Raw genomic sequence first — 13,271 nt, 5'->3', positions numbered from 1 at the left:
ATCAGCAGGAGACCTCTTGATTTGAACCATCTCAGAATGTGTTAAACAGACTGACCTATTTTCGGGATTGCAGATAAGCGAGCAGATCCCGTAACTCAGTTGGAGTCAGTTGTCGGTCGAGGCCCGCTGGCATGATGGACGTGCTTGACTCGCGCTGCTCATCAATATCTTCGCGAGAAATTCGTACTTCTTGCAGATCCTGAGTTCGCAAAGTAATGGTGTCGGTCGTTTCCGAGCTGATCACTCCCTGAATCACCTTGCCATCGACAGTAACAACCAGCGTCGTGCGATAACCGTTCACAAAGCTCGCACTTGGATACACAATCGCTTCCAGCAGGTCTTTTGCAGTTCGGCTGGCTCCAATTGTTGTCAGGTGAGGTCCAATCCGTCCGCCCAGCGTTCCGACCGCGTGACAAGATCCGCATGCCGCTTTCTGCCCGAAGAACACAGCACGTCCCGCGACCGCGTCGCCACCTTCCATCAATGGAGAGAGTTCAACCAGGCGAGCCTCCTGAGCGGCTGCGTCGATGCCAAGTTTCTTGAACAATGGAACCGCGGCCTGCTTGACGGATTCAGGATAGCGTCGGAGAACCCCCAGCAACTCATCCGGTGAGACACTCGCTGAGGAATCCGATGCCAGCAATGCTGCCACCAAACCTTGGCCGACAGTTTCGTCAGATGACTTGGCATAGGCCTTGAGCAATGCCGGGACAACCAGCGGACCGGCTTTGTCCAACCCCAATGCCAGTGCGCTCAATTGAGCCGTAGACAGATTGCTGCTCCCCAATGCTCGGCCGATCAATGCCTTTTCGTCGGAAGAAACTGCTTCCGATCTCAACGCAGCAAGGATTGGTTGGAAGTTCCCGTCATCGATCCCTTTTCCAGTTGCTCCCAATGCTGCAATCGCTTCGCTGCGAATTGACCACGAGCGTGCGTCAGACTGAGAGATCTGCAACAGTGGAGCATCGAATCCAGCAATGGCTCGTTGTGAAATAATCTTCAGTGCGGCCAACTGAATTAGCTCATTCTCGGATGTCAGAGCATTCACCAGCAATGGGTTTAACGTTTCTGGCCACTTGGCGATCACAGCCTTCTGCAGTGTCTCCCACAACAACAGCCGGACCGGATCAATCGTCTTCTCATTCTTCAGGACATCGACAGCAAACGCCTGAACTGAAGGAGTTCCGATCTGAGCGACAAGGAACCCTCTCAAAGCATGTTCACGGTCAGCAGATAACGTCGCTTCCGAGACCCAATTCTTCAACAGAACGAGTGTTTCATCGCCCCAACCGGAATGTCGGGTAATGACTTCCAGTGCCGTTCGCTGCAGCACAGGATCTTTTGTTGACAGTAACGGCAGTACCATCTGCTGAGTCAGTGGAGACAGGCTGACCTGATCGAGTGCAATCAGTGCAACACGTTGGACAGCAGGGTTTGTCGAACCCAACGCGACCTGCAATGCATTCACAGGACGCTGACGAATCAAGGCGTAGGTCAATGCATGAGCACTCACAGGATCTTTCAGTTGCCCCTGTGACTTCTCGATGAACTGCTGCCAATCTGCATCCGACACTTGCACAACAGGCGTGACGCGATCAGTGCAAAGCGTCGCGGCGAGTTCCATTCCTGCCAGAAAGACATCAGGTGAACTCAGATCAACGACATCCAGCAACCGCTTCGAAGCCGCTTCAGTCAGGCGTGAGTTCCAGGTGAGATCTCGCAGGAAATGCAGAATCGCCAGCGAACGGATTCGTGCTTCCGCCACCTGTTCTTCTGGAAGTAGATCAATGTCAGTCAACCGCCCAATTAACCCCGACGCGAGCTCACTGGCAGACTGATCATTCAGCGACAACGCACGAACAAGCCCGATGAAGACCCGAGTCGACAATCCATCATTCACCACGTTCGGTGAAGGGGTTCCTGTCAGCTGAAGTCGCTCCCGAATTAGCTTCTGGAACTCTGGACGGAATCGCAGCGTCTGAATCGTCTGCTCGCGTACAACCGGGCGAGGATCATCGAGAAGCCGAAGTACCTGCTCAAACCCGAACATATCACTGGTCAATTTCGGCAGCGATTTTCCTCTGGCGTCCGCGATCTTGGCATGGTCCGATTTTCGAACCCGATAGACACCACCATAGATCTCTGGTTTCGCAACGCGTGAGGTCGGGCATCCAATCAGGAACCATCCCCCGGTATTCAATACCAGCAATGAACCATCTGCATCTTCCAGCACGTCGGTCGGGTGAAAATCCCCGTCATCACATTGTAGAAACTCATGCACTTCAGATGTGAAGGTCGCTCCCGTTGGCTTCAACTGGGCGTATCGCATTTTGTGCGTATTGAATTCAGTGAAGAACCAGCGATCACGAAACTCAGCACCAAGCTGATCACCACGATAGCGTGTGATTCCAGAAACAGCGGTATGCCCCAGATCGAAGACATGCCCCATCAATCCGCCGGTCCATTTGAACTCAGCAACGGAGTCCGCCTGATCTTCGCGAGGATAGACTCCCCCTTCGACCCAGTGAATCAGGCAGTCCCCTCGGTCGCGATACAGAATATTGACGGTTCCGATAATTTCACCGCTTTCAGTGAAATCAACTTCGACCGGGTTATCAAAACCTCCACCGGCATGAACGCGAACATCCTGACCTTCCGGGGTCATAGAATAAATTCGCCCTGCTTTTCCTTTACTATAAACAACGCCGTTCTTGTCTTTGAATTCATGCCCATGCCGTCCCTGCACAATATAAAGGCGGCCGTTCGGGCTTAAGAACGGACCATGCGTATCACAGGCATTCCCGCTGAAGCCAAAACCTGTCAGCAGTTCTTCCTGCAGATCTGCTTTTCCATCACCATCAGTATCGGTGAACTTCCAGATACCTGGGGGACAGGTGACATACAGAGACCCCTGATACCACAGTGCTCCCTGAGGAAGTGTGATCCCTTCAACAAATCGAACAGACTTGTCAAAGACGCCATCGCCATCAGTATCGGTGAGTTTGCTGATCCAGTGTGGTCGCTTCGCCAACTGATCGTCACGCTTCAGGTTGTCGCCACTCGACTCCCCGACATACAGCGCTCCGTCATCATCGAAGCTCGCGAAGATCGGCCGCTCGACTAATGGATAGCCAGCAACCTTTTCGATGGTAAACCCGGGCGGAACCTTGGGGTCAGCGGCTTCACTTGTCGAGCCAACCAGACAGAATCCAACTGCGGCAACGACAGACGCCGAACGCCATATCCTAGTGATCAACATGTCGTAATTACTCCAGGTGAGAGTGTCTCAAGGCCCACCACTCACCAGTTCAATGGCGCCGATATCCAAAACTTTGTCAGTTCAAGCCACGAATTCGATCTGGCCTCAATGAACTGACGGCGACGACTCCAGACGTGCGGCCTGCCAGCTTTCATCTCAAATGAGATGTCACAAAATCCAGGCCCTGGACAAGGTCAATTCTCAACTTGTATTCAGGGTGTCTGGCTTCCCCCCTGCAAACCTTTATCCAATCTGTTGAAGAATGAGATTCACAGGGAGAAAAATCAACGAACCCATCAAAAAAATGTGCTACATTGTCGGCACATCCCACTCTTACACACAGCACAATCAGAGGAAATCATGGCACTTGGAGAGCGCGAAGCACGATTGCAGGAACTCGGCTTCCCTGTTGATCAATTTTCACCAGAAGGAACCATGTTCGACGCTCTGGCGATCGTGGGAGACACAGTCTACGCATCTGGACAGGTTCCGTTCGAAGGTGACCAGCTGCGTTACGTCGGCAAAGTCCCCAGCGTGATCTCCGAAGAAGATGCCGTGAAGGCCGCAGCACTCTGTACAGCCAACATCCTGCGTTCCGTTCGTAAGCATCTCGGCTCCCTTGATGCGATTGAACGAGTGGTCCGCATCACCGGGTATGTCAACTCCGATCCAGACTTCAACCGCCAGCACATTGTCATGCACGGAGCATCACAACTGGTGAAAGACGTCTTCGGCGAACAGGGCCGCCACGCCCGTTCCGCTCTGGGACTCGCGCAGCTTCCGCTGGGAGTTTCAGTGGAAGTTGAGATGATTCTCCAGCTGAAGTCATAGTCAACCGGCTCCCATCAGCCGCATTCGACGACAACTTCAAAGTACACATTAAGTACATCACGAAAGAGACTGGCTCCACGGAACCAGTCTCTTTCTATTGATCACGCTGAAGAAAGAAATAGCTAAGCAAGGCCACCAGACCAGGTGCTCTTTGCCTCTCCCTTGCTTATTTAAGCTCGCTGATTCCAGAGTCGAATCACCGGTTGATGCTGATTTTTGTCATACCCGAGTACGCAAACTCCTGTGGTTTGCAAGAGCAGCGCCTTGGCGACATCCATCCCCAACCGGCACCAGCGCGCGCCCAGCACTCGCAGAAAGTGGCCGTGTGCAAAAATGACGGTTCGCCCCTCGTAAGTCGCCAGATCGGCAACAACAGAATCCGCCCTGGCGATCACCTCATCAACAGTTTCTCCACCCGGACATCCGTGAGTGAAGACATTCCAGCCAGGAAATACCTGTTGAATCTCGGCCTGAGTCTTCCCTTCGAAGTCCCCGTAGTTCCATTCAACCAATCGAGCATCCTGCTGAGCTCGCTCCTCAAAACCCGCCAGTCGGCACGTTGCCTGCGCACGTTGAAGTGTGCTGACAAGAACGCGATCGAATTCAATCCCGGCCAAACGTCCTTGCAACTGTCGCGCCTCATCGCCCCCTTTATCATTTAAAGGAAGATCACGGCGACCTGTATGGCGACCAATTGCAGCCCAGTCCGTTTCACCGTGGCGAATCAGATAAATCTCTGGCAGTTTCGACGACATTACCAATTAAACTTTCTCAAGAAGCGACACAGTATTAACTCAACAGGGAACCGCTAATTTAGGCTATGTCCCTATGATAAATCTCGGCTAAATCGACCAAAGAATCGAACCATACGAACAAGAAGCCTGCGATCCGTTCACATGCCATTCAGTCATCTAGTCAAGGATTCGGCGCCGGCAAGTTCGCTTTGAGGTAGGCCTCGAAGCCACCTTCCGGCACTTTCCCGTTTAACGCAGCGACGATGGTGTTCACATTATGTTCAATCATCCCTGAATAGGTGCCCGCGGCAGTCCCGGGCGCGCCCATTGAATCTGAGTAGAGCGTTCCGCCGAGTTTCACTTCCCAGCCATTCTGTTTAGTCCGCTCGATCACTGCTTTCAAACTACCTGAATTGACGGTCGCCTCGACGAACAATGCTGGAACACGTCGCTTCACAAGGAAATCCACCAGATTGTTGATGTCCTGCACGCCCGGTTCTGATTCCGTACTAATCCCTTGCACAGAATGCTCTTCCAGCTTGTAGACATGCGAGAAGTACCCAAACGCGTCATGGGCGGTCACCAGAAATCGATTCTCTACCGGAATCGATTCAACCGACTCACTGGCATAGCGGTCCAGCAGCTTGAGACGCTCTTGATAATTTGCTGCGCGCTGCCGATACACCGCCGCATTCTCAGGATCTTTCTCTGCCAGCACTTCGGCAATGCGATCAAGACATTGCAACCAAATTCCTGGGGCATTCCAGACGTGAGGATCAGGGTGAGTTGTCCCCCCATCAGGAAACCGCAACAACTCCTTGGGTAACTGATCAGTAACGGCGACCACGGTGCTGCCGCGACGTGCTGCATTCTGGAACGCGGTCTCCATCGCCCCTTCGAGCGCAAGCCCCGAATAGAAAAGGACATCCGCCTTCATCATCTTACTGACGTCACTTGCTGTCGGCCGATAGAGATGCGGGTCGACCCCTTCTCCAATCAATTCGACCACATCGCCGTGCTCTCCAGCGACATTGCGAACCAGATCGGCAACCATGCTCGTCGTCGCGACAATCTTCAACGCCGACGATTCTGGCCCTGAAGGAACTGACGACGAAGCCGGGCAGCCAAACAATCCGAAAAGCACAACGAGCAGCAATCCATGTCGTAACATGCGGTCGCCTTCAGACGTCAAAGAACAGAAACCGTATCCCTTATCCCAGAAACAGGATACAACAGCCAACCCCGCCACATAAGTGAGAACACCAATATCAAGGCAAATCATCAAGGCAAGTTGAAGTGCTGTGGAAAAAATCAATCTGCGAACATTCGCAGACACGATTCCTGGAGATTACTGTTCGTCTGGGACCTTGTTTCTTGTGTATTTAGCAGAAACGGCGCAGGAATTCCTGCTGGGAACTGAAATCCCGGCCCAATGTTCTTTCCCATTTGGACGTGAACGATAGAATGGGAGCCCCACTCGGAACTCTCTGGTCAGGCCCCATGTTATGCAAGTAAACGAACCCGTTGTCAGCCGCATTCTGATCGCCGATGACAATGAGCAAAACCGTGAACTTCTTGAAGCCTATCTGAGCGATGAAGGCCACGAAATCTTCATGGCAGCCGATGGACAGCAAACTATCGATGTCGCCAGAGAGAAACTCCCGGACCTGATTCTTCTGGACATCATGATGCCCCGTTTGAGCGGCTATGAAGTCTGCCAGCAGCTGAAGCAGGACGAAAAAACCAATCGAATTCCAGTTCTGATGGTGACAGCCCTCAAGGAAATGGGCGATATCCAAAAGGCTGTCGACGCCGGTGCAGACGACTTCCTGACAAAACCAGTCCATCGCCTTGAACTGAAAACTCGGGTGCGTTCTCTGCTTCGCGTCCGCCACCTGACCAACGAACGCGACCGACTGCTGGCCTATCTGGCAGAAGTCGACTCACAGTCTGCACCGTAAATTGACTCCACAAGTCCGGACCGAATTCGAGTCGTAATCTGGTGAGGCGGCAATAAACGGATCTGCCGTCGAACACTCCGATGCACTTTCCGGTGACGCAAGTCCATTCCGATCTGTTCAACGAATGTCGGCCACTCAAGGGGCGACTTTCCGCCACTTCAAAACACGACTTTGCAACCAGAACACCCCGCACACTGCCTGAAACAGTTCAATTTCAGGTAGACTTCATCTGTCAGGCCGCGATTCCGGCCTGACATCAACGAAAACGAATCCGCGAACATCTTCGCGTTTCACTGTGTTCCTGTCGGGAATGCCATGTTTTCGGCTCAAGTGAGCCACCTGACATCGAACAAGAGCCCCGTCGGTCTAAAAACCGCATCTTTGTATTGGATCACTTGCATGAGTTCCCCTTCGACAGCCGTGGTGACACTGAAACCTCGCCGCGCGCTGCCGTTCTTCAGCGAACACCCTTGGGTCTTCGCAGGTGCCGTTCGCTCCGTTTCCGGAATGCCACAAACTGGCGATGCCGTTGTCGTTCGTTCTCACGAAGGCGAGTTCATCGCCCACGGACTATTCCATTCCAGCAGCAACATTCAGGTACGCCTCTATTCCTGGAATGAAGACCTTCTGCTCGACGACGAATTCTGGAAAGATCGCGTCACAGAAGCGGTTCGCGTTCGCCAGTCACTCTTTCAGGGAACGACCACTGAAAAAGCCTGTCGACTCATCTTCAGCGAAGGCGACTTCTTATCAGGATTGACCGTTGATCGCATTGACGACTGGCTGGTCGTGCAGTGGACAAGTGCCGCACTTGCCCAGCGACAGGAAGTCATTCTGTCCCATCTTCAAAGCCTGCTCTCGCCACGTGGTATCTGGCTACGAACCGAGCGGGGCATCAAGGAACTCGAGAATCTGGAAGTCGAAGACGGCCTGATCTCTGGAGAACGACCACCTCGATCGCTTGAGATCATCGAAAACGATGTAAAGTACGCCGTCGACCTTCATGCTGGTCAAAAAACAGGCTTTTACTTCGATCAGCGCGACAACCGTGCGTTGATGAAGACATACGCCCGCGGCAAACGTGTCCTGGACCTCTACACCTACACAGGCTCATTCGCTCTCGCCGCAGCCGTTTTAGGGAACGCAAAAGAAGTCATCGGAGTCGATTCCTCCCAACCAGCAATCGATCTGGCAAAGAAGAATGCCGAGCTCAACGGGATTACCGATCGAATTCGCTTCGAGTGTGATGACAGTTCTGAATTCATGCAGAAGCAACTCGAACAAGGAGAGAAGTACGACGTTATCGTCCTCGATCCTCCAAAATTCGCCCGCACCAGAAACGGCGTTGAGCGAGCGGCCAAGGCATACATTCACATTAACTCACTGGCACTGGAACTGCTGAATCCAGATGGGATTCTGATCACCTGCAGTTGTTCAGGCCATGTTTCACGCGAAGACTTTGAGCAGATGGTTGCTCAGGCTGCACTCGATTGCGGACGACGCGTCCAGTTTCTGGAACAGCGCGGACAGGCAATTGACCATCCGGTCGCAGCATCATGCGTTGAGACCTCCTATCTCAAATGCTTTGTCTGCCGCGTGATTTAAAACGCAACCAGAATCAGAATGAAGAGGATTCACGGCTTCGAGTCTGCTCTACGGCAGACTCGAAGCACATTACGATCACTCGAATCCTCAGCTGAATCCCGGAGATCAGCGAGAGTCGCCAGTTTAAGTTCAACTGACTCTGCACACTCTCGCCGCATCATTCTCACTCCGCTCTCAATGCCTGGAAGAACACCATGTTCGGCCCTGTCACCCCCACTGCCATGGACCTGAATTTCCGAGTCGCGGGAATTCCAGTCACAGTTTCCCCTTGGTTTTGGGCAACAGGCTGCTTACTTGGACTGAGTGCCCTGCGAGAAGGCTTGCCCTTTCTGCTCGCCTGGTTGATGGTGCTGTTCGTCTCCATTCTTGTGCATGAATTAGGTCACGCACTGACAGCCAAATGGTTCGGCTACTCTCCAAACATCGTGCTCTACCATTTTGGCGGAGTCGCGATGTATACCCCACACGCTCGAACTCATACCGTCTGGAAATCGATCCTGATCACACTTGCCGGGCCTGCCGCCGGGTTCGCTCTTTACGGAATTCTCCTGGTCTTAATCGTCACCGGAACGCTGAGAATTCCATCGACGGCACCAGAACAGGTCCAGCGGCTTCTAATGCATGTCCTCGGGCAGCTTCTATACATCAACCTCTGGTGGGGGATTCTGAATCTTGTTCCCGTCATGCCGTTGGACGGTGGTCAAATCTGTCGCGATATCTGCACTATTTTCAGCCCTCGAAATGGCTTCTGGCTGGCAGTGAAAATCAGTATCGCCGTCGCCGGATTGGCTGCTCTGTATTTCTACTTGAATCACATCACTTTCACCGCGGTCATGTTCGCCATTCTTTGCGCGAACAACATCCAGTTGATGCAGCAACGGAACCAATATTAATCCGGTTCCGTCAGCGAACCCCGACTGAACCTGCCGTCGAGACAGAAAAAGCCATGCGAACCGAAAATATCGCAACCGGTCTTTCAGTCGCCGGATTTCCCAGTCGTGTTGGACTCGTCAGGGAAATCCCCAGAGATCGCCGGCAACTTCCCCCTCTGAAATCGGATGAACTGACGTCCAGTTTTAGACTTCGGGAACGGAGAACACTCAGAGTTCACAACATGTTTGTGATTCGAGCCTTCTGAAAAAATCGTCATCTGTCAGGGGGAATGGCGAGTAGACAAGTACAGCACTTCAGCCCTAAACTAAAGGACTTGCCAAACCAAGGGCCATTTTGTCGTTGGTTGAGCCTGGTATGCAGGAATGAAAAGATGAGTGACAAGCGGAATCTGTTCAACAAAGTCTGGGATTTACATACCGTTGGAACGCTGCCTTCCGGGCAGACGCAACTTTTCATCGGTCTGCACCTGATTCATGAGGTGACCAGCCCTCAAGCCTTCGAAATGCTTCGGGACCGCAACCTGAAGGTGATGGCACCTGAACGAACCGTTGCCACCGTCGACCACATTGTGCCAACCGACGTGCAAGCCCGTCCGTTTCAGGATCTCCTCGCCGAAGAAATGATGTCCGCGATTGAGAAGAACTGCCGCGAATTCGGCGTTCGCCTCATGAACATCGACGGCGGACAACAAGGGATCGTCCACGCAGTTGGTCCAGAACAGGGTTTGACTCAACCCGGCCTGACAATCGCCTGCGGCGACAGCCACACATCCACTCACGGGGCATTCGGAACGATCGCCTTCGGAATCGGAACGTCTCAAGTCGCATATGTTCTGGCGACGCAGACCCTCGCCATGAACAAGCCTAAGGTGAAACGGGTTGTCGTCAACGGCAAACTCGCGCCAGGCGTCTATGCGAAAGACGTTGCTCTGTACATCATCCGCAAACTCGGCGTGAAAGGCGGCATCGGATATGCCTACGAATACGCCGGGGAAGTCTTCGACGCCATGTCGATGGAAGAGCGCATGACCGTCTGCAACATGAGCATCGAAGGGGGTGCTCGTTGCGGTTACTGTAACCCGGACGAAAAAACCGTCGAGTACCTCCGTGGCCGACCATACTCTCCGAAAGGAGAGGATTTCGAGAAGGCTGCCAAATGGTGGCTGAGCCTCGCATCCGAGCCAGGTGCAGAATTTGACGACGAAATCGTCTACGACGCAGCTGACATCGAGCCAACTGTGACCTGGGGGATCAACCCCGGTCAATCAGTCGGCATCGGGGAATCAATCCCGGCAGTCGCAGAGTTCCCAGCGGAAGATCAAGCAGGCGTTAAAGAAGCTCTGCAGTTCATGGAACTCGAAGCAGGACAATCAATGCAGGGCGTCAAAATCGACGTCGCATTCATCGGTTCCTGCACCAACGGTCGTATTTCCGACCTGCGTGAAGCAGCTGCTTTCGTGCAGGGAAAGAAAGTCGCCCCAGGCGTGAAAGCTCTGGTCGTTCCTGGCTCACAAGAGATTGCACGCCAAGCGGTCAAAGAAGGTCTCGATAAGATCTTCTCTGAAGCCGGCTTTGAATGGCGTTATGCAGGCTGCTCAATGTGCCTGGCGATGAACCCGGACAAGCTCAAAGGCCGTGAGATGTGCGCTTCGTCTTCGAACCGCAACTTCAAAGGCCGTCAGGGAAGTCCAACCGGACGTACTCTGCTCATGAGCCCGGTAATGGTCGCTGCCGCTGCCATTAAGGGACACGTCACCGATTCCCGAGCAATGCAAACGGTCAACGCATAACGCGATTCCGCCACGCATCTTTGTTCAAATCAAACAGGTTCGAGTGCTTGACTTATCAGGCCTCGAACCTGTTTTTTGTAACCTGCCCTGGATACTCACAGGAAAATATCGAATTCATCCGACCGTTCTTCGGCCAATGTACTAGCGTTAGAAATGTCGGGGACGCGCTGCGCAACGAACGATCCTGTGAGATCGAGTCGGCAAACAAACGGTTCGCCAATCTCAACCTTTCATTTCGAGATCTGCTCCGATGAGCGAGACTTACAGATATTACTCTCGGGCCTACTCCCGCTATCTCTCAGATTTCTGGGAGAACATGTCTCCGAGTGAGTACGGCGGAATCCTGATCTTCGTCGCAATCTGCGGCTACCTTCTGATGCGGTCCTCCCGCTAGAGCAGTTTGCTCTAGCGAGTGCCCGCGCAGCGGCCGTCTCGATTAATGAAGCGCAACTCACCGCGTGGCGGAAGCGTGGAAGTTATTTCGCAAGGCGCTCTAAGACACGGGACAGACTCTTCGCACCAAGAAACTCACGGTAACTACCACGCGGGAACAATTCTCACCTCAACGGTGAACGCCACAACGCGGGCACCCGATAGACCGGAACGGTCTCTCCCCAACGATAACCTGCGGCCCACTGCCCCGCGGATTCAAATCTCCACACAATGGCGAACAACACAACGCGGGCCCCTGATAGACCGGAACGGTCTCTGCCCCGCGGGTTCAAATCTCCCCGCAACTGAGAACACGACGACGCGGGCACCGGATTGACCGGCACGGTCAATCGCGTTCGAAGGTGGATTTGTGTCGGAGAGTGTGGTGATACGATTGGGCGAAACGATGTGCTTCATCGCGGACATACTGCAGGAGACGGAGAGCGTATGAATGCCGACCGAGTTGCCGCGGCTCTGCTTCGCCGGGGACGTAGACCTCTTCTTCACGTTTGGCGAGCGAGATCGTAAACGGCGGCGTCACACCGATCGCTTCCATGGCACCGAGTGCAGCATTGAGCTGGCCTTTTCCGCCATCGATCAGCAGAACGTCCGGGAAGGCTTCCCCTTCTTTTGAAAGCCGCCCGAGACGGCGACTGACAACCTCTCGCATCGATGCAAAGTCGTCGATACCTTGTATGGTGCGGATCTTGAACCGTTTGTAACCGTGTTTGAATGGCAATCCGTCGATGAACTGCACCAGACTTGCGACGGTCTCGCCCCCCTGAAGGTGAGCGATGTCCATTCCTTCGATCACTCTTGGAACGGCGGGGAGATTGAAGATTTTCTTCAGCCCCCTCAACCCCTTTGCAGGATCGATATAGAACACCTCCGGTTGCACGTGTTCATCGAGATTGCCTCGCAAACTCAACCCTTCCAGGGCTTTGATCTCGTCCCGCAACCGAGCGGCTTTTTCGAACTTTCGTTCCTGCGCCGCCAGCAGCATTTCCTCGCGCAGCTCTTTCAGCAGCGTCTCTTTTTTCCCATCCAGAAACATTCGCAGTCGCTGAATGTCGTTGCGGTAATCGTCTTTCGAAACCCTTAGATTGCAGGGAGCCGTACACTGATTGATGCTCGCCAGCAGACAGGGACGAAACCAGCGCCAGCGTTCGTCACCTTCTGAAATATCCAGAGAGCAGGTGCGAAATTTGAAGATCTTCTGCAAGACCCCGATCGTGCCTCGCAATTTCTTCGCGGAAGGAAATGGGCCGTAGAGCTTGACCCCTTTGGTGCGTGGCTTGCGTGTGAATTCGATGCGAGGGAATTCCTCACTGGTGACGATCTGCAGATAAGGGAATGTCTTATCGTCTTTGAGCTCGGAATTAAAACGAGGCTGAATATCTTTGATCAGCCTCGCTTCCAGCAGAATCGCGTCGACTTCAGAATCGGTCTGAATGCAATCGATGTCAGCAATCTCTGGGACCAGATCACATGTCCGTCGATCGATCGCCGCTGCAGCGAGAAAATAACTTCGAGCACGGCTGCGGAGATTGACCGCTTTGCCGACGTAGATCACGCGTCCCAGTTTATCTTTCATCAGATAAACACCGGGGGTCGTCGGGAAATTGCGAACTTTCGCCCGTGGAGAAAGGACCTTCTCGGAACCCTCAACCTGAGGAGTCTGATCGAGAGGGTTCTCATTCTCAGGGATGAAATCTGCTCCGTCACTCATGTTTTTATTCTAGCGAGGTTCGCGTCCCGGCAAAGAA

Annotated in this window: 10 protein-coding genes; 6 read left to right on the top strand and 4 right to left on the bottom strand. The window is 53.3% G+C overall.

Going from position 1 to position 13,271, the window contains the following annotated elements; translation table 11 throughout:
* Positions 1 to 55: 55 nt before the first annotated feature.
* The gene (locus SH527x_RS17200) at positions 56 to 3,259 is read right to left on the bottom strand and encodes a PVC-type heme-binding CxxCH protein (protein WP_437191913.1); all 3,204 of its coding nucleotides are present in this window, start codon (positions 3,257 to 3,259) and stop codon (positions 56 to 58) included.
* A 360-nt stretch (positions 3,260 to 3,619) separates the two neighbouring features.
* Between SH527x_RS17200 and SH527x_RS17195 the strand changes: the two genes are divergently transcribed.
* Entirely contained in the window at positions 3,620 to 4,090 is a 471-nt protein-coding gene (locus SH527x_RS17195) for a RidA family protein (protein WP_437191912.1), read from the top strand.
* A 170-nt stretch (positions 4,091 to 4,260) separates the two neighbouring features.
* Here the strand turns inward: SH527x_RS17195 and SH527x_RS17190 are convergent, their stop codons facing one another.
* On the bottom strand, positions 4,261 to 4,845 hold the full coding sequence (locus SH527x_RS17190) for a histidine phosphatase family protein (protein ID WP_437191911.1): 585 nt from the start codon (positions 4,843 to 4,845) through the stop codon (positions 4,261 to 4,263).
* 160 nt (positions 4,846 to 5,005) lie between these two features.
* On the bottom strand, positions 5,006 to 5,995 hold the full coding sequence (locus SH527x_RS17185) for a metal ABC transporter solute-binding protein, Zn/Mn family (protein ID WP_437191910.1): 990 nt from the start codon (positions 5,993 to 5,995) through the stop codon (positions 5,006 to 5,008).
* 334 nt (positions 5,996 to 6,329) lie between these two features.
* Here SH527x_RS17185 and SH527x_RS17180 point away from each other — a divergent pair, with 334 nt between their 5' ends.
* The 5 genes from SH527x_RS17180 (at position 6,330) to SH527x_RS17160 (ending at position 11,467) form a co-directional block, all read left to right on the top strand.
* A complete protein-coding gene (locus SH527x_RS17180; RefSeq protein WP_437191909.1) occupies positions 6,330 to 6,785 on the top strand; it encodes a response regulator in 456 nt (151 codons plus the stop codon).
* A gap of 399 nt (positions 6,786 to 7,184) precedes the next feature.
* Complete coding sequence (locus tag SH527x_RS17175) at positions 7,185 to 8,390, top strand: class I SAM-dependent rRNA methyltransferase (RefSeq protein ID WP_437191908.1); 1,206 nt, start codon at positions 7,185 to 7,187, stop codon at positions 8,388 to 8,390.
* 194 nt (positions 8,391 to 8,584) lie between these two features.
* The gene (locus SH527x_RS17170) at positions 8,585 to 9,283 is read left to right on the top strand and encodes a site-2 protease family protein (protein WP_437191907.1); all 699 of its coding nucleotides are present in this window, start codon (positions 8,585 to 8,587) and stop codon (positions 9,281 to 9,283) included.
* Between the two features lie 371 nt (positions 9,284 to 9,654).
* On the top strand, positions 9,655 to 11,073 hold the full coding sequence (gene leuC, locus SH527x_RS17165) for a 3-isopropylmalate dehydratase large subunit (RefSeq protein WP_437191906.1): 1,419 nt from the start codon (positions 9,655 to 9,657) through the stop codon (positions 11,071 to 11,073).
* Between the two features lie 250 nt (positions 11,074 to 11,323).
* Positions 11,324 to 11,467: a hypothetical protein gene (locus SH527x_RS17160; RefSeq protein ID WP_437191905.1), complete on the top strand. Its 144-nt coding sequence runs from the start codon at positions 11,324 to 11,326 to the stop codon at positions 11,465 to 11,467.
* Positions 11,468 to 11,851: 384 nt separating this feature from the next.
* Here SH527x_RS17160 and SH527x_RS17155 read toward each other — a convergent pair whose 3' ends face one another.
* Complete coding sequence (locus tag SH527x_RS17155; RefSeq protein ID WP_437194645.1) at positions 11,852 to 13,099, bottom strand: excinuclease ABC subunit UvrC; 1,248 nt, start codon at positions 13,097 to 13,099, stop codon at positions 11,852 to 11,854.
* Positions 13,100 to 13,271 lie beyond the last annotated feature (172 nt).

This window comes from Planctomicrobium limosum, from assembly GCF_051465645.1.
In the GTDB taxonomy this organism is placed as follows: Bacteria; Planctomycetota; Planctomycetia; order Planctomycetales; family Planctomycetaceae; genus Planctomicrobium.
Note: the sequence above shows the minus strand (reverse complement) of the source record. Positions and strands in the feature narration are given on the sequence as shown.

Excerpts from the sequence above, each read along its gene's own strand:
- SH527x_RS17190 (WP_437191911.1), bottom strand. The coding sequence starts at position 4,845 with ATGTCGTCGAAACTGCCAGAGATTTATCTGATTCGCCACGGTGAAACG.
- leuC (WP_437191906.1), top strand. The coding sequence starts at position 9,655 with ATGAGTGACAAGCGGAATCTGTTCAACAAAGTCTGGGATTTACATACC.
- SH527x_RS17170 (WP_437191907.1), top strand. The coding sequence starts at position 8,585 with ATGTTCGGCCCTGTCACCCCCACTGCCATGGACCTGAATTTCCGAGTC.
- SH527x_RS17155 (WP_437194645.1), bottom strand. The coding sequence starts at position 13,099 with ATGAAAGATAAACTGGGACGCGTGATCTACGTCGGCAAAGCGGTCAAT.
- SH527x_RS17195 (WP_437191912.1), top strand. The coding sequence starts at position 3,620 with ATGGCACTTGGAGAGCGCGAAGCACGATTGCAGGAACTCGGCTTCCCT.
- SH527x_RS17175 (WP_437191908.1), top strand. The coding sequence starts at position 7,185 with ATGAGTTCCCCTTCGACAGCCGTGGTGACACTGAAACCTCGCCGCGCG.
- SH527x_RS17185 (WP_437191910.1), bottom strand. The coding sequence starts at position 5,995 with ATGTTACGACATGGATTGCTGCTCGTTGTGCTTTTCGGATTGTTTGGC.
- SH527x_RS17180 (WP_437191909.1), top strand. The coding sequence starts at position 6,330 with ATGCAAGTAAACGAACCCGTTGTCAGCCGCATTCTGATCGCCGATGAC.
- SH527x_RS17200 (WP_437191913.1), bottom strand. The coding sequence starts at position 3,259 with ATGTTGATCACTAGGATATGGCGTTCGGCGTCTGTCGTTGCCGCAGTT.
- SH527x_RS17160 (WP_437191905.1), top strand. The coding sequence starts at position 11,324 with ATGAGCGAGACTTACAGATATTACTCTCGGGCCTACTCCCGCTATCTC.